Annotated in this window: 17 protein-coding genes and 1 tRNA gene; 11 read left to right on the top strand and 7 right to left on the bottom strand. The window is 38.6% G+C overall.

What is annotated here, in order from left to right; translation table 11 throughout:
• Nucleotides 1-62 precede the first annotated feature (62 nt).
• The 6 genes from BW935_RS14460 (at nucleotide 63) to BW935_RS14435 (ending at nucleotide 6,841) form a co-directional block, all read left to right on the top strand.
• Nucleotides 63-1,172: a ThiF family adenylyltransferase gene (locus BW935_RS14460; protein ID WP_245802713.1), complete on the top strand. Its 1,110-nt coding sequence runs from the start codon at nucleotides 63-65 to the stop codon at nucleotides 1,170-1,172.
• Nucleotides 1,162-1,857 carry a hypothetical protein gene (locus BW935_RS14455; RefSeq protein ID WP_076502496.1) on the top strand — a complete coding sequence of 232 codons (696 nt, stop codon included), beginning with the start codon at nucleotides 1,162-1,164 and terminating at the stop codon, nucleotides 1,855-1,857. The genes BW935_RS14460 and BW935_RS14455 overlap by 11 nt, the downstream gene beginning before the upstream one ends.
• Nucleotides 1,854-3,980: a 7TM diverse intracellular signaling domain-containing protein gene (locus BW935_RS14450; RefSeq protein WP_076502495.1), complete on the top strand. Its 2,127-nt coding sequence runs from the start codon at nucleotides 1,854-1,856 to the stop codon at nucleotides 3,978-3,980. The genes BW935_RS14455 and BW935_RS14450 overlap by 4 nt, the downstream gene beginning before the upstream one ends.
• Nucleotides 3,970-5,058: a hybrid sensor histidine kinase/response regulator gene (locus tag BW935_RS14445; RefSeq protein WP_076502494.1), complete on the top strand. Its 1,089-nt coding sequence runs from the start codon at nucleotides 3,970-3,972 to the stop codon at nucleotides 5,056-5,058. Before BW935_RS14450 ends, BW935_RS14445 begins: the two co-directional genes overlap by 11 nt.
• A gap of 154 nt (nucleotides 5,059-5,212) precedes the next feature.
• Nucleotides 5,213-5,752, top strand: coding sequence for an inorganic diphosphatase (locus BW935_RS14440; RefSeq protein WP_076502493.1), 540 nt, complete (start codon nucleotides 5,213-5,215; stop codon nucleotides 5,750-5,752).
• A 48-nt stretch (nucleotides 5,753-5,800) separates the two neighbouring features.
• Nucleotides 5,801-6,841 (top strand): porin, encoded by a 1,041-nt coding sequence (locus BW935_RS14435; protein ID WP_076502492.1) that lies wholly within the window; start codon nucleotides 5,801-5,803, stop codon nucleotides 6,839-6,841.
• Here the strand turns inward: BW935_RS14435 and BW935_RS14430 are convergent.
• Nucleotides 6,838-7,290, bottom strand: a complete 453-nt coding sequence (locus tag BW935_RS14430) for a hypothetical protein (protein WP_076502491.1) — start codon at nucleotides 7,288-7,290, stop codon at nucleotides 6,838-6,840. The genes BW935_RS14435 and BW935_RS14430 overlap by 4 nt on opposite strands.
• Entirely contained in the window at nucleotides 7,287-7,883 is a 597-nt protein-coding gene (locus BW935_RS14425; protein WP_076502490.1) for an acyl carrier protein phosphodiesterase, read from the bottom strand. The genes BW935_RS14430 and BW935_RS14425 overlap by 4 nt, the downstream gene beginning before the upstream one ends.
• Nucleotides 7,884-7,958: 75 nt before the next feature.
• Here BW935_RS14425 and BW935_RS14420 point away from each other — a divergent pair, with 75 nt between their 5' ends.
• Nucleotides 7,959-9,890 (top strand): AAA domain-containing protein, encoded by a 1,932-nt coding sequence (locus tag BW935_RS14420; protein WP_076502489.1) that lies wholly within the window; start codon nucleotides 7,959-7,961, stop codon nucleotides 9,888-9,890.
• Here BW935_RS14420 and BW935_RS14415 read toward each other — a convergent pair.
• Nucleotides 9,877-10,404 carry a DUF4924 family protein gene (locus BW935_RS14415; RefSeq protein WP_076502488.1) on the bottom strand — a complete coding sequence of 176 codons (528 nt, stop codon included), beginning with the start codon at nucleotides 10,402-10,404 and terminating at the stop codon, nucleotides 9,877-9,879. The two genes, BW935_RS14420 and BW935_RS14415, sit on opposite strands and share 14 nt — an antisense overlap.
• 368 nt (nucleotides 10,405-10,772) lie before the next feature.
• Between BW935_RS14415 and lepA the strand changes: the two genes are divergently transcribed.
• The 3 genes from lepA (at nucleotide 10,773) to BW935_RS14400 (ending at nucleotide 13,939) form a co-directional block, all read left to right on the top strand.
• Complete coding sequence (gene lepA / locus BW935_RS14410) at nucleotides 10,773-12,566, top strand: translation elongation factor 4 (RefSeq protein ID WP_076502487.1); 1,794 nt, start codon at nucleotides 10,773-10,775, stop codon at nucleotides 12,564-12,566.
• Between the two features lie 306 nt (nucleotides 12,567-12,872).
• Nucleotides 12,873-13,757: a bifunctional 5,10-methylenetetrahydrofolate dehydrogenase/5,10-methenyltetrahydrofolate cyclohydrolase gene (locus tag BW935_RS14405; protein WP_076502486.1), complete on the top strand. Its 885-nt coding sequence runs from the start codon at nucleotides 12,873-12,875 to the stop codon at nucleotides 13,755-13,757.
• 99 nt (nucleotides 13,758-13,856) lie between these two features.
• Nucleotides 13,857-13,939 (top strand) — tRNA-Leu (locus BW935_RS14400).
• A gap of 136 nt (nucleotides 13,940-14,075) precedes the next feature.
• Here BW935_RS14400 and BW935_RS14395 read toward each other — a convergent pair.
• Together BW935_RS14395 and BW935_RS14390 are read right to left on the bottom strand one after the other, a co-directional pair.
• Entirely contained in the window at nucleotides 14,076-14,624 is a 549-nt protein-coding gene (locus tag BW935_RS14395) for a hypothetical protein (protein ID WP_076502485.1), read from the bottom strand.
• A 61-nt stretch (nucleotides 14,625-14,685) separates the two neighbouring features.
• Nucleotides 14,686-15,159, bottom strand: coding sequence for a hypothetical protein (locus BW935_RS14390; protein ID WP_245802712.1), 474 nt, complete (start codon nucleotides 15,157-15,159; stop codon nucleotides 14,686-14,688).
• A 483-nt stretch (nucleotides 15,160-15,642) separates the two neighbouring features.
• Here BW935_RS14390 and BW935_RS14385 point away from each other — a divergent pair, with 483 nt between their 5' ends.
• On the top strand, nucleotides 15,643-16,185 hold the full coding sequence (locus BW935_RS14385; protein WP_076502483.1) for a DsrE family protein: 543 nt from the start codon (nucleotides 15,643-15,645) through the stop codon (nucleotides 16,183-16,185).
• On the opposite strand, the gene BW935_RS14380 is transcribed toward BW935_RS14385, so the two are convergent.
• Together BW935_RS14380 and BW935_RS14375 are read right to left on the bottom strand one after the other, a co-directional pair.
• Nucleotides 16,182-16,778 carry a ribonuclease HII gene (locus BW935_RS14380; protein ID WP_076502482.1) on the bottom strand — a complete coding sequence of 199 codons (597 nt, stop codon included), beginning with the start codon at nucleotides 16,776-16,778 and terminating at the stop codon, nucleotides 16,182-16,184. The genes BW935_RS14385 and BW935_RS14380 overlap by 4 nt on opposite strands.
• A complete protein-coding gene (locus BW935_RS14375; protein ID WP_076502481.1) occupies nucleotides 16,753-19,422 on the bottom strand; it encodes an MGH1-like glycoside hydrolase domain-containing protein in 2,670 nt (889 codons plus the stop codon). Before BW935_RS14375 ends, BW935_RS14380 begins: the two co-directional genes overlap by 26 nt.
• Between the last annotated feature and the right edge of the window lie 40 nt (nucleotides 19,423-19,462).

Genomic DNA, 19,462 nt, shown 5'->3' with positions numbered 1-19,462 from the left:
CTTTTTTAATATGAAAATGATTTCAAAAATATAACTTTACCACTATCTACCACCCACCACAAATGTTAATGATTGCTCAAAAAGAACTTGATTTGGAGAGTCAGCTCGAAGTTTTGATACTTGACCCCCTCAACAATCATGATTTAAAAATAATAGAGAAACTGAAGCAAGATGACAAAATTCAGGTTTTTGACGAAATAAAAAGTCAAGTAGCTGAGCTGACCAAGCTTCAGAATCCAAGCATTAGATATAGTTCTTCTCAGCTTGATGAGGAGGTAAATAGATTTTTTGAAGAGCACGTACCTGAGACTTATGGCGTGTGGGTTTACTATCCATGGAGAAAGACCATAGCGCATTTACTTCCGGAGGAAGATTTTGTTGCGGTGAGGACGATAAGAAACAAATATAAAATCACTCAAGAAGAGCAAGATCAACTCGCGACTAAGAGAATTGGCATTATTGGATTGTCAGTTGGGCAGAGTGTGGCGATCAGTTTGGCAATGGAACGTTCTTTTGGTGAGTTGAGAATTGCTGATTTTGATACTTTGGAATTAGGAAATATGAATCGTCTTCGTACGAGCGTACTCAATATTGGAGTTCCAAAAACTACCCTCGTCAAAAGAGAAATCGCAGAGATAGATCCTTTTTTGAAAGTGACTGTATACGAGGAAGGGATTACCGATGAAAATTTGGATGATTTTTTCAGTAAAGGAGGTGACCTTGATCTATTAATCGAAGAGTGTGACAGCCTTGCAGTTAAAATCAAGGCAAGGATCAAAGCAAGAGCACTTGGAATTCCTGTCTTGATGGATACCAGTGATAGAGGGATGGTAGATGTAGAGCGATTCGATTTAGAGTCAGATAGACCAGTGTTTCATGGTAAATTGAGTGAATATGGCGAAGAGGGAGATATTTTGAATAATTTAGAGAAACTTGCTCCTACAATATTAATGTCAGTGCTTGACTTCAAAAATATTTCTGAAAGGGGAAAGGCAAGTATTGCTGAAATGGGGAAAACCATAACTAACTGGCCACAGCTAGGCACATCAGTTATTATGGGAGGAGCGATGTGTGCGCATTTTGCAAGGAATATTTTGAATGGATTTGATATTAGGTCAGGTCGAGAATATGTTGATTTAGATAAATTCTTTAGGAAAGCAGATGAAAGTTAAAATTAGAGTTGTGAGAGCAATCTCCTCTCCTGAAGATACTGAGAAATATATAGCGGGACACTTCAAGGTGCTAGAATCATATGGAGTGACCAAAGTGACCTCAGCCGATAGATCTTGGGTGAACAACCCCAATGTATATCTCCTACTAGTAGAGTCTGAAGATGGCCAAAGGATTTTGGGTGGAGGTAGAGTTCAATTAAGAAGTTCAGGCTATCCATTACCACTAGAGGGAGCTATTTTCGAAAAGGATGAAAGAATAGTAGAATACATGACTAGATTTGAGGATTTGAAAGTAGCCGAGTATTGTGGTTTATGGAATTCTAAGGAGGTATCTGGTTACGGTATTGGAAGTATATATTTAATCAGAATTGGGGTTGCTTTGACATCATTCTTGAACCTAAACTGCCTTATGGCATTTTGTTCCCCTTTTACAGTTGCAAACTCTCAAGCAGTCGGCTTAAGGATTATAGAAGAATTAGGGGTAAATGGGACATTTTTGTATCCAAAGGAAGGATTGGTAGCTACGATAATGGAGGTTGAAGATGTGAATTCACTAGAACGTGCCTTACCTGCTGAAAAGGACTTTATTTTTGATCTTAGGAGAAATCCCAAGCAGATAAAAATACTAGAAAGTAAGATGGGTGAAATGGAAGTTGAGTTTGATTTGAATTTGGAAATGTTATGATAAGAACTCAAAACAGTAAGCAGCCTTTGGTAATCGGTTTAGTAGTTATCATTTTTATTTTAGCACCTGTCATTGCATTTTTGAAAGCCACTGGGAATATCGATTCTTATGAAGTACAAAATTTCACTATATATGAGGATGATAGTTTTAATAATAAGTTGGAAGAAGTCATACTCACTGGAACTGCTTTAAATCTAGGACACCAGAATTCTGTTTTCCTTTGCTTTAGAATAACGGAACGATTGAACTTCAATGGTGATTTGGCTCTAGAACTAAGGAACCCAACTTTTAGGGAAGTTAAACTATTTAAAAGACTAGATTCAGGAGATTTGATAGAAATAGGTAAAGCAGGGACCAATTATGGAAGGTCTAACCCTTTTTCAAGCCCGAATCCAATTTTTAAATTAAACGGTGAAGAAAGTATTGGAGACTTTTTTATTTCTATACAAAGTTTTGAACCAATTACGGTCGAATTAGTCGTTAGCTCCTACGACACTTTTCATTTTGTCTACAGTCAAAAAACACTGATTGTAAGCGTTTATATGGGTATAATGTTCGCATTATTCCTCTATAACTTTATTTTGTTTTTCCTCATTAAGGATAAGATATACTTTATATATTCCATTTATATTTTATTTATAGCACTTGCTCAGACATCTTTATTAGGCTATTCTTTTTATTACTTTTTGAATCTCAACCCAAGAATTTATGAACTGAGTATAATTGGTTTTTCTTCAATCTCCGGCGTTGCAGGGATTACTTTTATGAGGAAATTTTTAAAAACAAGAAATTTTACTCCACTATTGGATAAATTTCTAGTTGTAAATATTGTCGTTTATGGGATTGCTTTTTTAGTTAGGTTAGTTGATAATGTGAAAGTAAGCTACATGCTTACAGATATTTCTGGATTGATGGTTATTGTTTTATTTGCTTTTACAGCCAGTATTATAGCAAAGAAAGGCTATAGGCCAGCAGTGTATTTTATTATTGGATGGTTCTTCTTCTTTATCGGGTTACTAGTTTTTATTCTTCAAACAAATGGCGTAATCAAACTGAACATGATCGCCAATTTCCCGATGCTTGTGGGGACAGCGATGGAAGCGATTTTGCTTTCTTTGGCATTAGCGGATAAAATCAATATTCTCAAAAAAGAGAAAGAGGATGAGCAAGCTGAGAAATTGAGAATTCTCAAGGAAAATGAAAGTTTGATTTTGGAACAAAATGAAATTTTGGAAGCCAAAGTCAAAGCAAGAACAGAGGAATTGGAAGAGACGCTACATAACCTTCAAAATACCCAAACACAGCTTGTCAATCAAGAAAAGATGGCCTCCCTCGGTCAGCTTACTGCAGGTATTGCCCACGAAATCAATAACCCAATCAACTTTGTGAGTTCAAATATCTCTCCGCTCAAAAGGGACATCAAAGACCTGCTAGAGGTGGTGCAAACATACAAAGACAGAGGAGAGGCGCAGTTTGATGAAAAGACTAAAAAAGAACTCAAAGACCTCGAAGAAGATATAGAGTTGGATTATGTCTTGGACGAAATCGATCAGTTGCTCAAAGGTATGGAAGATGGAGCTAAGCGAACAGTTGAAATAGTCAAGGGTCTCAGGCTTTTCTCCAGGGTAGATGAACAAGATGTCAAAAAAGTCGATATTCATGATGGAATCAATAGCACCTTGGTCTTGCTCAATAGCTCGATGTCAGGAAGGATTAAGGTTATTAAGGAATACAACGAAATCCCAATGATTGAGTGTTTGGCAGGTAAAATCAATCAGGTGTTTATGAATATTATCACCAATGCCATTCACGCGCTTCAAGATCACTTGGATACCAATCCAAATCCAGAAATCACCATCCGTACAAAGCAAATAGGAGATCATATACAGATCGAAATAGCGGACAATGGTCCAGGGATGCCTGAGTCTGTGAAACAAAGAATATTTGAACCTTTTTTTACAACGAAAGCTGTAGGAAAAGGTACTGGTCTTGGATTGTCAATTGTTTATACTATTATTGAAAATCATAAGGGTACTTTAGAAGTAGATACTAGCGAAGGTCAGGGAACAAATTTCATCATTACATTGCCGATTTATCAAAATACACCACAAAATGAGCAATAAAATCCGTGTTTTATATATTGATGATGAGGATAATAACCTCAATTCTTTTAAAGCGAGTCTTAGAAAAGACTTCCATATCATCACTGCAATAGACGCGGAGGAAGGCTTAAAGATTGCTGAAGAGGAAGAGCTACATGTGGTGATCGCTGATCAAAGGATGCCAGGCTTGACTGGAGTCGAGTTTTTTGAAAAGTTAATGAAAATCAACCCAGATCCTGTCAGGATATTGTTGACAGGATATTCTGATATTGCCAGTGTCATCGATGCGATCAATAAAGGAGAGGTCTATAGGTTCATTGATAAGCCTTGGAACTTGGAGCAGATCAAAAATGCCATCAAAAATGCAGCTGAGATATATTTAACCAAAAGAGAACTTAAAGACAAAAATGAGAGACTGAAAAAGGTGCATTCTGAAATGAATCAGTTTGTCTACAGCTTGTCACATGAATTGAGAGGCCCATTGATGAGTATATCTGGTGTTTCCAAACTAGCCAAAATGGAAGCTAAAGACCCGAATATCATTGAGTATTTTGATATGATTGATTCTGCTACCTTAAGGTTAGATGACTTTATCTACAAGATGTTGGATTTTTATAGGTCTACTAAAATTGACAATAAAGTAAGCAAAATAGATTTCAAGGATATCGTCAATCAGCAGTTAGAAGCATATAAAGAAAAATGGGGATTGGATGATATTAACATAGCCATTGATGTCAATCAAACGTCAGACTTCTATTCTGATGATGCTAAACTGCGGGTGATTCTCAATAATCTTTTTAGCAATGCTTACAAATTTCAAAAACTTGAATCAGAATCCAAGTTTATCAAGTTAACAGTAGATGTAAAAGATGCTGTTGCTACCGTGAAAATAGAAGACAATGGAATTGGCATTGATGAAAAGTATCATACAGAAGTATTCAATCTTTTCCACAGGGCGACACAGAGAAATGTTGGATCGGGTTTAGGGTTATACATGGTGAAGGAATCTGTAACTCAAATGGGTGGAAAAATTCAATTGGAATCAAAGTTAGACCACGGTACAATTTTCACGATTACGCTTCCTTCTTTGAAGGGATAAATTCAAAAAATCACGAAGTTTTTAATGATTTTGATCATAAACGCTCTTAAATCTATAAATATTTCAAAATTGAAGGGGGATACTTTGATAAAAATGGGAATAGGAAGTAAATTGCGCCCCATTTAAAAAGTAGAACGATAAAAAGTTTTTAGATATGATCAATCCATGGCACGATGTGCAAATAGGTAAAGAGGCTCCAGAATTCGTGATGGGCGTAATCGAAATTCCAAAAGGTAGCAAAGGGAAGTACGAATTAGATAAGAAAACGGGAATGTTACTGCTCGACAGGGTACTTTTCTCTGCTGTCCACTATCCAGCTAATTATGGTTTTATTCCACAAACTTTTTGTGAGGATCATGATCCATTAGATATACTGATTATTTCTCAGATAGACATTCCTTCTATGACTTTGGTCAAAGCAAAAGTGATTGGTGTCATGAGAATGGTCGATGGGGGAGAAGCGGATGATAAAATTATCGCCGTTGCTGCTGATGATCAGTCTGTCAATTATATTGAAGACATCGATGAATTGCCTCCTCATTTAATGAAGGAAGTACACAGGTTCTTTGAAGACTACAAGAAGCTAGAAAGCAAGGAAGTGAAAGTGGAGGATTTCTTAGGTAGAGAGGAAGCTTACAAAATCATCAGAGAGAGTATTGAGCTTTATGATAAAAACTTCAGAACAAAACGATAAAAATTCAAACCTGAATCGATTTAGATTCAGGTTTTTTTAATTTTAAGGATGCGAAAGGTTTTACTATACCTCTTTTTATTATCCCCTCTTTTAAGTGTTGCGCAAGAGCACGGCAAATTCACATTTTCAGGTTATTTGGAGACCTATTATTCTTATGACTTCAATCAGCCTGCGGATCATCTTAGGCCTGAGTTTTTATATAATTTCAAAAGGCACAATGAATTCAGTGTCAATCTTGCCCTTCTACAGGCTTCCTATCAAGAGGATAATATTAGAGCTACCTTGGGTTTGATGGTTGGGAATTATGCGCAGTTTAATCTTGCAGATGAACCTCAATGGGCTCAGCTGGTGTATGAAGCCTCTGTTGGGTTCAAGCTTTTGGATAAGCTTTGGTTGGATATAGGTATTATGCCTTCCCATATAGGTTTTGAAAGCGCTATTGGAGCAGATTGTTGGCATTTGAGCAGAAGCTTGCTGGCTGAAAACTCCCCTTATTTTCTTACGGGAGCCAGGTTGAGCTATGCTTGGAGCGAGGGTCTGGATTTTACACTATGGGCAACCAATGGCTGGCAAAATGTACAAAGACAAAGCAGGAATCAGGGGATTGGATTAGGGTTTGCAGCCAATTACCGCCCTGTTTCAAATCTTGAAATTCATTATGCCAATTACTTTGGGAATGAAGGAGTCAATCCAGCCTCCGAGCTCAGGTTCTTCAATAATTTCTACACGCAATATTCACCAGGCAAATGGGGAGCTACGATAGGATTTGATTATGGCGTGCAATCCTCAGTTTTTTCTCAAATCAATCACTGGATTGGTCTAACGGCTTCCCTGAGAAGGGATCTGGGCGAAAAATTCAAACTTGCGGGTAGGGCGGAGTACTATGCTGATCAGCAGGCAATCATCTTAGATCAAGGGATGAGAATTTCTGGTCTATCCACAAATTTAGACTATGCTATCCACCCGAGAGGGCTAGTTAGGATTGAGCTGAGGCAGTTTTTTGGAGATGATTCTTATTTTGAATTGCCAGGTGCAAAATTCAGCTACGGAAATACAGCATTGACCACATCTTTTTCAATTTCTTTCTAGCGAGATTTCACCTTTTTCTTCCCTGCTTTTTTAGAAAGATAGGATACGAACTCTTCGTAGTTTTGGTGTTCATGGTTGCTCATTGAAAATGAATTTTTATCTGCAAAGGCCACAGTGAGTTGCTTGAATTCTTTTTTGTTTGCGATCACTTTTTGTTCCTCCCAGGCTAGCACTTCATCTATTTGATAGGTTTTGGTTTGGCCTCGCAAGGGGAGTCTAGTAATGATTTTATCTTTTCCAGCTGAGATAAATTTAAAACCAGCCATCATTTTTACCAATAGCATCAAAATGACCACTGTGATCAATGGGGCACTGAATAGGTAGAAGAAAAGACCAAAACTTCTCGTCGTAGCAAATTCATTGAGAATGTAGATCAAGCCACTGATCAAGATCAAAAGAACAAGAGAGAGGGCGAAATAGGTGTTTGGTTTCGGTTTACAATGAATCATATTTCTGCTTTCAATACACTCAATCTTTTTTTAGAAAAGCTCACCAAATCCTCAAAAAAGTCGCCAAAATGTTTTCTAAGTACTTCGTGATTTTCATCCAAGAAAAGATGAGCTGTTTCCATTTTAGAATCAAATCTAGTTCTCTTTGAGATACCTGTCAAGGCTCTTCTGATGCCGTCTAACTCAGAGTAAGAATACAGCCAATTGTAATGCTTCATATACTGATAAGCTTTGAGGAAGCTTTCGGGTAATATTTGATGGTAAGCTTCTATCACTTTGTATACATCTTGCGCAAACTCATCAAGAGGCTGATGGTGGTAGTTTTTCCAATATCTCCCCAAAAAGTAGTCAAAATACATGTCTGTAATCACAGATGAGTAGCGCCCATACTCAGGCTTGAGTAATTGCTGGGCTTCCTTGACTACAGGATGCGTATCTGTAAATCTGTCAATCTCTCTATGGAGTAAAATACCAATCACGATATCCCTTTCATAAATTTCTTCAACAGGTCCTCTGACAAAGTCGCCAATAAAGTTTCCAATCAGTACCTTTGGATCTTCGAAGGATAAATAAGCGTGAGCAAGAAAATTCACAAATGATTACAATTTATTTATTGGGTTAAAACCACTTTCCCTTGACTTTGGTTCTAAGCTTAAATTCAAAGATGGATGTCTAATATACAGGAAGAATTAAAGATTTCATTAAAACTTTTGAAAGAAGAATGGAGAGAGGATTTGGATCAATACCGAAAAAAATTCCTATATACTTCTATATCAGATAAAAAGGTACAAGGAGTGTGCTGGTATCCTGTGCAGATAAAAAAATCAAAAATTGGTTTTGGGGATAGGGTTTTACTCGAATTAGAGCGTTTTGATACTGATCAGTCCCATGTGTTTCAGTCTGGTAAATCCGTGTCCATTTTCTCAAACCATGGAGATCATCAAGGGCAAGAATATAGGGTAAATGCAGTCATCAATGTGGTGAAAAAGGAGCTCATGGTGGTGACACTACAGAATGAAGAGTTTCCTGATTGGTTAGAAGATGGCAAAATAGGCGTTGATTTGCTTTTTGATGAAGCTAGCTATAGAGAGATGGAGCACACGCTCAAAGCTGTGATCAAAGCAGAGAAAGGGAGATTAGGAGATCTCAAAGAAATCCTTTTAGGAGGGAGAGAGGCTTCTTTTTCTGCCAAGGCTTTTCAGAAAATTCCAGAATTGAATTTTTCTCAAAATCAGGCTTTGAAATTGATAGATACAGCAGAGGATCTTGCAATCATTCATGGGCCTCCTGGTACAGGAAAGACAACTACCTTGATCTCGGCAATCTGTCAATCCTTGATCAAAAATAGACAAATCTTGGTCTGTGCTCCCAGTAATGCCGCAGTAGATTTATTGGTTGAAAAGTTGTTAGACCGGGGTATCGATACGCTTCGAATAGGCCACCCTGCTCGCGTAGATGAAAAGATCTTATCCCAAACCTTGGATGCTAAAATAGCTGGTCATGAAAGTTACAAAGACCTCAAGAAGCTCAGGAAAGCAGCGGAGGAATATAGAAAGCTAGGTAGGAAGTATAAGCGGAACTTTGGTCCAGAGGAACGTGCTCAGAGGAAGCGACTTTTTGATGAAGCAAGCCGAATTAAAGAAGATGCAGAGAACTTAGAAAACTACATCACTTATGATGTGTTTCAGAACACGCAAGTGATTGCCTCAACCTTAGTGGGTGCTGCCAATCAAGTGTTGAAAGGAATAGATTTTCCACTAGTATTCATCGACGAGGCAGGGCAAGGATTAGAGGCTGCTACTTGGATTCCCATTCTAAAGGCTAAAAAAGTGGTGATGGCTGGAGACCATTGCCAACTTCCGCCTACCATCAAATCATACGAGGCCGCAAAGGCTGGGCTTAGTGAAACGCTTTTTGAAAAAGCAATCAAAAGGCAAGCATCAGCGGCTACCATGCTTACCATGCAGTATAGAATGCCAGAAGTAATTATGGGATTTTCTAGCACACAGTTTTACAAAGGAAAGTTAGAAGCAGCAGAGAATACACTGAGTCATAGATTAAATGAAGATGAAGCTGTGCTCGAATTCATTGATACTGCTGGGAGTGGCTATAGCGAGCATCAGGAAAAAGAATCACTGAGTACACTCAATGCCGAGGAGGCCAAATTCACACTTTCTTATCTGGAGAGTTTGCTGAAAGGTGTTGGTATTGGTAAAATCAAGCAGGAGAATTGGAATTTAGGTTTGATTTCGCCTTATCGAGCTCAAATCAGAAAGTTTCAAGAGTTGATTTTTGAAAGTTACCAATATCCAAATATCAGATCATTTGCTGAACTCTTGACAGTGGACTCGATCGATGGTTTTCAAGGTCAAGAGCGTGATATCATTGTGATCAGCCTAGTCAGATCTAACGCAACCGGTGAAATCGGCTTTTTGTCAGACACCAGAAGGATGAATGTGGCGCTCACTAGGGCGAAAAGGAAATTGGTAATCATAGGAGACAGTGCCACTCTTAGTCATCATCCTTTTTACAATGATCTTCTAGCTTATGTAGAAGCGAATGGGGAATACAAAAGTATTTATGAATTTATTGAGTTTTGATCTGCAAATAGCTATTCAGGTAGCTCAGAACAGCCCCAAATGCTTCCGTGGCTTCTTGGTATATTTTGGGGATTTCTCTTCCCTTAAGTTTTGCCAATAATAGACCGTAGATTCCATTCAGGCATATTTGGATTTCATGACCGATAGCTACACCTTCGGCATCCATGATCATTTGGATGATATGAGGTTTTGCTTGGTTGTAAATGTTGAAATATGCTTGATCTTCTTTGAGGAGTTGCCAGTGAGTTTGGGCTAAAAGGTCAACTTGTGCTTGGATTATATTCAAGTGTCCTTTTGCAGTGATTTCTTCTGCTTTCATTAGCTCAATCAAATCTGAGAACCAAGCAGCGGTGGCCTCTTTTTCTTCAGAGGAAATAGGGTAGTGATTGACCACATATTGCTTGATGTCCTCAAGATTGCATTCATAAGCTCTAATCAAATCTTCCATTTGATACATGTAAATGATGTATTCGGGAATATTTTGAGAGCGTTTTTTTTCGGCTACAGCTTTCATTTTGGATTTTTGGTCGGACAAAAGTAAGGAACAAGTATAAAAATTAAACAAAGAGGTTCCACAAGTTTTTAAATAAGTGATATGATTATCTGCAATGACACCAGTAATTCAATAAAACGAAAGCATCAAGTGGATAATCGTCGACGGACGACGGATGACAGCAGCAACAGCTGAATTTAAGGTATGTGCCTGATAAAATATGATTACTGGTGTGAAAGCGGATATACACAATAAGTAAATAGATTAAGCTAGAAATAGGTTCAAGTATTGGTTTATATGGGGTATCAATGGAGGTAATTCTAAATTCCAGAGGTTAGGCCATAGAAATACTGATAATCCACATAAAATTACCTATTTTTGCGCCCTGAATGCGTATGAAAAATATAAGAAATTTCTGTATCATCGCCCATATTGATCATGGGAAGAGTACATTGGCGGATAGATTGTTGCAAGAGACCCAAACTGTCTCAGATAGGGACATGCAAGATCAGTTGTTGGATAATATGGACCTAGAGCGAGAGCGTGGCATCACGATCAAGTCTCATGCGATCCAAATGAAATACATGCATGAAGGTGAGGAATATACACTCAACCTGATAGACACTCCTGGACATGTGGACTTTTCCTATGAAGTGTCTAGATCTATTGCTGCATGTGAAGGGGCATTGCTAATCGTAGATGCCTCTCAAGGTATCGAAGCACAGACCATCTCTAACCTTTACTTGGCTTTGGGTCATGACTTAGAGATCATCCCCGTATTGAATAAAATAGATCTACCTGGGGCAGATCCTGACTCTGTAGCCGTTGAGGTGATTGATTTGATCGGTTGTGACAAGGAGGAAATAATATTGGCCTCTGGTAAAACGGGGATCGGTATCGATGATATTTTGAAAGCTGTAGTGACACGTATCCCTGCACCGACGGGAGATCCTGAGGCACCACTTCAAGCGATGATTTTTGATTCTGTCTACAATCCATTCCGAGGAGTGGAGGTGATTTTCAGAATTTTCAACGGCACGATTAGCAAAGGTGATAAAATCAAATTTGTCAATACAGGTAGAGAATATGAAGCCGATGAGATTGGGATTTTGGGTCTCAATCAAATCCCACAGAAAACCATGTCTGCAGGTAATGTGGGCTATTTGATCTCAGGGGTGAAAGTAGCCAAGGAGATCAAAGTAGGGGATACCATCACACATATCAAGCGCCCATGTGAAAAAGCCATCCAAGGTTTCGAAAACGTAAAACCTATGGTTTTTGCAGGGATATATCCTGTGGATACTACCGAGTACGAAGATCTAAGAGCTTCTATGGAAAAGCTACAGTTGAATGATGCTTCCCTTGTATGGGAACCAGAAACATCAGCAGCTTTGGGTTTTGGTTTCCGTTGTGGGTTTTTGGGAATGCTCCACATGGAGATCATCCAAGAGCGATTGGAGCGGGAGTTTGATATGACGGTAATCACTACTGTACCTTCAGTGCAGTTTAGAGCTCTGATGACCAATGATACCTATCAAGTGATCAATGCCCCTTCAGACATGCCTGATCCTACCAAATTCAAGCACATAGAAGAGCCATTTGTAAAAGCTTCGATCATCACTGCATCCGAATATGTAGGTCCTGTGATTCAGCTATGCATGGAAAAGCGTGGTCAGATCAAGAACCAAGTTTATTTGACTGCCGAGCGAGTAGAATTACAGTTCGATATGCCATTGGCAGAGATCGTATTTGATTTCTTTGATAAGCTAAAGACGATTTCTCGTGGATATGCTTCATTGGATTATGAATTGAAGGGTTATCAGCCTTCTCACATGGTGAGACTAGATGTCATGCTCAATGGAGAAGCAGTCGATGCGCTTTCAGCTATTGTTCATAGAGACAAAGCTTACGAATGGGGTAAGCGTCTATGTGAAAAACTGAAGGAACTTGTACCACGTCAAATGTTTGAGATTGCAATTCAAGCAGCTATTGGTACGAAGATCATCGCGAGGGAAACGGTGAAAGCCTTGCGTAAAAACGTGTTGGCCAAGTGCTATGGTGGTGATATCTCCCGTAAACGTAAACTGCTTGAGAAACAGAAAAAAGGGAAGAAAAGAATGCGTCAAGTAGGTAATGTAGAGGTACCACAGGAAGCATTTATGGCTGTATTGAAGTTGGATTAAGATTCAAGACACAAGACATAAGATACAAGACTGTGATAGGGAAGTTATTTTAGGTAAATCACTGATATATGCTTTGCGATATACATGGAAATAAGCTTACGACGATATATGTAGAGTCAAAAGTTCTTCGTGGATTGTTACTAGAAAAATAAATTCCGACTTGAGATATTTAAAAAAATGATATCGAGCTACTAATTATGAAAGTTTGGAGGTATTTCTCCAAACTTTTTACCTTTACAATCACCCAAAGAAAAAGCACCTCAAATAAAAATTTAAAATCTTTCAATTTTACAACCTTCAATCAACATGTTATTAATCGACGGTAAAAAAACCTCAGAAGAAATCAAATCAGAAATTGGGGCAAGTGTAGCTCAAATCAAAGAAAAGGGAGGTAAGTCGCCGCACCTAGCTGCAATATTGGTTGGGAATGATGGGGCAAGTCAGACTTATGTAGGAGCGAAAGTGAAGGCCTGTGAGCAAGTTGGTTTTGAATCTACTTTAGTGAGACTTGAAGAGACTGTAACTGAGGAGGAATTGTTGAAAGTGGTAGAAGGGATCAATCAAAATGATGAAATTGATGGATTGATTGTGCAATTGCCTTTGCCAAAGCATATTTCTGTGGAGAAAGTAACCAATAAGATCAAGCCAGAAAAGGATGTAGATGGATTCACTCCGGCGAATGTGGGTAGAATGACCTTAGGCTGGCCAGCTTATGTCGCTGCTACTCCCTATGGAATTGTAGAGCTTTTGAAAAGATACAATATCGATACTGCGGGTAAGCATTGCGTAGTTATAGGAAGAAGTCACATTGTGGGCTCACCTATGAGTATTTTGATGGCTAGAAATGAATACCCTGGTAATTGTACTGTGACGTTGACACATAGTAGAACTCAAAATCTTTCTGAGATCACCAAGACTGCTGATATTCTGATCGTAGCCATCGGTAAGCCTGAGTTTGTGACTGCCGACATGGTCAAAGAGGGTGCTACGGTTATAGATGTTGGGATTCACAGAATTGCGGATGCGAGTAAGAAGTCAGGGTTCAAGCTTATAGGCGATGTGAAGTTTGACGAAGTAGCTGCCAAAGTAGCTGCTATCACGCCTGTACCAGGAGGAGTTGGCCCGATGACGATAGCATCCCTGCTATACAATACCCTTCTGGCGGCAGAGGGAAAGGTGTATTCAAAATAAAAGATTGATAATGAGTATTCAGGCTTTCTGAGCTTGAAAAATCACAAATAAGATTTGCAGAGAAAGGCTTTCCTTTCTACTTTTGCTCTCCCTTGTACCGCGCACGTGGTGAAACTGGTAGACACGCCATCTTGAGGGGGTGGTGCCCTACGGGTGTGGAAGTTCGAATCTTCTCGTGCGCACAAAAAGCTCCAAGAAATTGGGGCTTTTTTATTTTTGAGATGAGTGATTTTTTAGGTTTCGAGAAGTTGCGGTGATAGTGAAATTTAGAAAAGCTTTAGGAGCATATTTACTTCTATTTTGTTACTTAGTATAAGACTACATGATTTGAAGCAAAAGACTAAATAAATTACCCTGAACAAAATCTTTAGTCCCCCAAGTATAAGTCAGAGGAATAAATTTTAAACTGAATTTTTCAGAATGAACATAAACCAAAGAAAGTCCTGTTTCAAGACCTAATCTATAAAAGTTAATTGACTCTTGGTCTAAAAATACCCTGCCCGATCTGATTCCAGTAGCCCAAACAAACGATGGCCCCACAAATGGAGAAATTTTAATCTTTTTTGTAGAAATGATATCATAATTAATGTGAGTTGCGAGAGATACTGTAGTATAGAATTCTGGCGAAAATTCTAGGTATTGTTTATCTGTCAATAAATTTCCTTGAAATGTTGGAGTCAAAGAAAACCTATCTTTTAGGTTAATTTGACGCTGAATAATGGCTCCAAATCCTCTGTATTCTTCTAGAGCTGATGGACTAAATTGACTGATAACTCCGGCTCCACCAAGATAAACTTGTGAATACGTTTTTTGGCTTAAGGAAATAAGAATAACCAAAATTGATAAGGCTTTTAAGATTTTAATCATTGCAGTTTTAATATTGAATTAAATTATTGTTTAAGCTCTTATGGTGTTATTTGAGATGTATCTACATGATTTGGAATAAAAACCTTAACACATCACCTTGTACAAAATCTTTAGTTCCCCAAGTATAAGTTAGTGGAATAACTTTCATGCTGAATTTATCAGAAAAGAAATAGCTCAATGACACACCACCCTCTAGTCCTGAACGATAAAAGTTACTGGTATCATTTTCGAAAAAGTCACTTCCTGATCTTAATCCCGTAGCCCAAATAAAGGACGGCCCAATAAATGGAGTTAAACGGAATTTTCCGATCGAAAGTAAATCATAGTTTAAATGTAGACCAAGTGTAGTTGATGCGTAGATTTGCGGTGAGATAAGTGAATACTGTTTATCAGTCAATATACTTCCTTGTAAGGTAGGTGTAAATGAGAATTTACCATCATTGAGATAAATCTGGCGCTGGATAATTGCGCCGTACCCATAATGCTGATCTTGACTTGCAGGAGTAAAAAAACTTACTGTTCTTCCTCCTCCCATGTAGACTTGGCTATGTGATAATTGACAGCTTAAAATTATTAATATAGGTATAAATAATATTCTTAAAATTTTCAACATTCCTCAAAAATTAAATAGTTATTGCTGATTGAATGACAGTTGGAAGTAAGTCAAAAATTACTATAAACACTAATTTTAGTTTGTTTTTTTATTCTTCAATAAATTCAATTTTTTTAATATAATATTTTTATTATTATATATTAAGATAATATTTATTAAAATAGGTAGTTCATACCCGGTGAAATATTTTCAATACTCTCCTCTTTTTTTGCTTGATCTAGTGAGGTTTTTGATTTTTTGTTGGATTTTTAATCAAATGATATGTCCTTATGGGAAATTCAAATTTATTATTATGTCATTTAACTAAAAATAAGCCTTACTATTGAGTCAATACTTTTGCGTAATCTTATTTTAATTAGATTCGTGAATAATCTTGATATCTATCATATTAATCGAAAACTCAACATGAACAAACTCTTTAATATTACCCTATTCCTTTCTCTTGCTTTTTCAACCTTTTCTTATGCCCAAACACCTCAATTCCCAATTGTAAAAGGATTTGGAGGGATTTATGAAATTCCTGAGGCAACCGAAAGACCAGATCCTGATGGGACTTATAAAATTATCATCGACCTTGTATCGGCTGCGGAGTCTCCAGGTACAGTCAATAGAATGGTAGATAATATTGCCAGAATGGTCAACCTACATGGGATAGCTGGTGTATCCAAAGATAATATCAAGGTAAAGGTGGCAATCCATGGTGGTGCGGTGTTTAGCGTTTTGAATGATGATTTTTATAAAAAGCTTTATGGCATAGAAAATCCCAACCTTCCAGTGTTTGAAGCCTTGAAGGAAAGTGGTGTGGTCGAATTCTATGTTTGTGGACAGTCACTGATTGCAAGAGACATGTTGACCACGGATGTTTGGGGTGGAGCAGAGATAGCGCTTTCGATGCTTACTACACTCACCAAGTATGTGCCACAGGGGTATATGCTGATGCGGTTCTAGAAAAGTTTCATTTGCTCTGGCAAATGTTTGAAGGACTTTCTATGGATAGGCGTCAGCCCTAGTTTGATGATGCCTTCTCTATGCGCCTTAGTTGGGTACCCGGCATTCTTTTCCCATCCATAACCTGGGTATTGCATGGCATATTCTGCCATCAGCTGATCTCGATATACTTTGGCCAAAATGGAAGCTGCGGCGATGCTGGCGTATTTTCCATCTCCTTTGATGATGCAACTATATGGGATTTCCAGATCTGTTTTGAATCTATTGCCATCGATAAGCAAATGAGCTGGTGATTGAGTCAGACTAATGATGGCGCGATTCATAGCTAGAAAAGAAGCATTGAGGATATTGATTTCGTCAATTTCAGCTACGCTTGCCTCTGCTACTGCCCAGGCTATGGCATGTTTTTTTATTTCAAGGACCAAAGATTCTCGGTTGGTTTTCGTAAGTTTTTTGGAATCATTGATCAATTCGTGGGCATAGTCAGGAGGTAGTATTACTGCTGCGGCCACTACTGGGCCACAAAGACAGCCTCTGCCCACCTCGTCACATCCAGCTTCCAATCTATCAGATTCTAAAAAGGGGAGTAGCATATTTTTTGTCCGAATCGTCTTTACTGTATTTGTAGATCATCTCAGCGACCAACCCAGTCCAACCTGTCTGATGTGAAGCACCAAGCCCTCTGCCATTATCTCCGTGGAAATATTCATAAAAGAGTATATAATCTCTGAAATGTGGATCCTCTTGCATTTTCTTGTAGTCGCCATTGAATGGGCGATGTCCATTTTGATCCTTCATGAAGATTTTCATACAGCGTAGGGAAAGTTCCTTGGCGATCAAATCCATGGTTAGGAAGTTGCCAGACCCTGTAGGATATTCGATGCTGAATTCGCCGCCATAGTAGAAGTCATATCGCTTTAGTGACTCTATGATCAGATAATTGATAGGAAACCAAATTGGGCCTCGCCAGTTTGAATTACCTCCAAACATCAAAGAGTCTGATTCTCCCGGTATATAAGAGATCGTAGAGACATCCCCATTGATTTGCATGGAGTAGGGGTTCTTTTCATGGTATTTGGAGAGGGAACGAATCCCATATTCGCTGAGAAATTCATCACTATCTAGCATTTTCTGTAAAATACTCTTCATTCTATGTCCTCTCAGTAGGGCAAATAACCTTCTCTTGTCATGTCCCGGCTGTTCCCAGCTTGTCACCAAAGAAGCAAGTTTGGGCTTTTCTTTCATGAAGAATTCCATGCGCTTTTTGAATTCAGGGAGGTTTTCAAACATTTCTTCGCGTATGGGTTCCACAGCGAAAAAAGGAATAATCCCAACTATTGATCGCACTTTCATGACCTTAGGGTCTTTGCCATGTAGGTGGAAGATGTCATAGAAGAAATTGTCTGCATCATCCCAAAGGCTGATGTTTTCTCCAGAGATATTGTTCATAGCTCCTGCTATGTAGAGAAAATGCTCCAAGAATTTGGTGGCGGTAAACTGGTAGACCTTGTTGAATTCACAGAGATCAAGTGAGATTCTTAGCATGTTCAGTGAAAACATAGCCATCCAAGATGTCGCGTCTGCTTGCTCTAGTTTACCTTTGTATAAAGCTGCGTGACTTCTATCTATCAAAGAGATATTGTCCAAACCAAGGAATCCACCTTCGAAGAGATTTTTCCCGTCATTGTCTTTTCTATTGACCCACCAAGTGAAATTGAGCATCAGCTTGTGAAGCGCTCGTTCAAGAAACTCTTGGTCACCTTTGCCCCCATTCATTTTCTTATCAATCTGATAGACCCGCTCGACGGCATAAGCATGTACAGGAGGATTTACATCAGAGAAATTCCATTCATAAGCTGGAATTTGCCCATTGGGGTGCATGTACCATTCGTTGAGCAGCAGGATCAGTTGATTTTTTGCAAAATCGGGATCGATTCTAGCAATTGGGATACAATGGAAAGCCAAATCCCAAGCCGCATACCATGGATATTCCCATTTATCAGGCATGGATATGATGTCATAGTTTTGGAGATGGCGCCATTGATTGTTTCGCCCTTTTTTTCTTTCTACAGGGGGGATATATCTTCCTGGATCTCCATCAAGCCACCTTTCTACATTGTAGTAGTAAAACTGCTTCCCCCACATCATGCCTGCAAAGGCCTGCCGCTGAATTTGTTTTAATTCCTCCTCTTGAATATTCTCTTGAATAATAGCATAGAAGTCGTCTGCATCCTTTTTTCTAGATGCAAGGATAGATTCACAATGCTCGGTAGCATCATCAAATTGCTGATGCATCATTCTGAATTTCACAGATACACTCCCCTTTGCAGGTACAATAAGTTTGTAGATTGCAGCTGCTTTTGTGCCGAAATGTCCTTTGTTTAGATGTGATTTGTCTCCATCTACTACATAATCATTGATTCCGTCTTTGAGATATTGCTTTTCGTTGGGAATGTGATATAGTCTCTCCCTGTTTGTTTCATTGTCACAGAACTTCAATTTCGGTTTTCCCTCGAAAGTGAAAAAATAATTCCCATTTTTTGGTGTAAAAGCCTTGATCCGATTTTTTTTGACCTTACTTAATTTGGGAAGAAAAGGTTCGTGACCTGTAAACCAGGTTTTTCGAAACCAAATGGTGGGCATGACGACTATTTCAGCGTCTTTATCTCCTCTATTATGAATCGTAGCTTTCCCAACAATGTCTTCTACGTCGTTTTTGGCATATTCTATGAAAATATCGAAGTACTCGTCCTGATCAAAAATCCCAGTATCAATGAGCTCGTACTCTCTTTCTTTTTTGCCTCTTTTCCTATTTTCGTCTACCAGTTTCCCATAAGGGAATTCATTCTGAGGATACTTGTACAGCATCTTCATATAGCTATGGGTAGGAGTGCTGTCCAAGTAATAATATAGTTCTTTGACATCCTCCCCATGATTTCCTTGATTACCTGTCAATCCAAATAATCTTTCTTTGATCTGAGGGTCTTTACCATTCCAAAAAGCCCAGCTGATGCACAGCTTTTGCTTGTGATCGCTGATGCCACCTATTCCTTCCTCACCCCAACGATAGGCTTTGCTACGAGCATCCTCGTGGGTGACATTTTCCCAAGCAGAACCATCCTTACTGTAATCTTCACGAACAGTTCCCCATTGTCTCTCTGTCAGGTAAGGCCCCCACTTTTTCCAATGCTTCTTTCGCTCCCTATCCTCTAAAAGCCTCTGTTTTTCTATATTCATGAATTTCGAATGCAAACTATCAGTTCGAAATTTACCAATT

The sequence above is a fragment of the Belliella pelovolcani genome (assembly GCF_900156785.1).
GTDB lineage: Bacteria > Bacteroidota > Bacteroidia > Cytophagales > Cyclobacteriaceae > Belliella > Belliella pelovolcani.
This window is presented reverse-complemented; position numbering and strand designations above follow the sequence as displayed.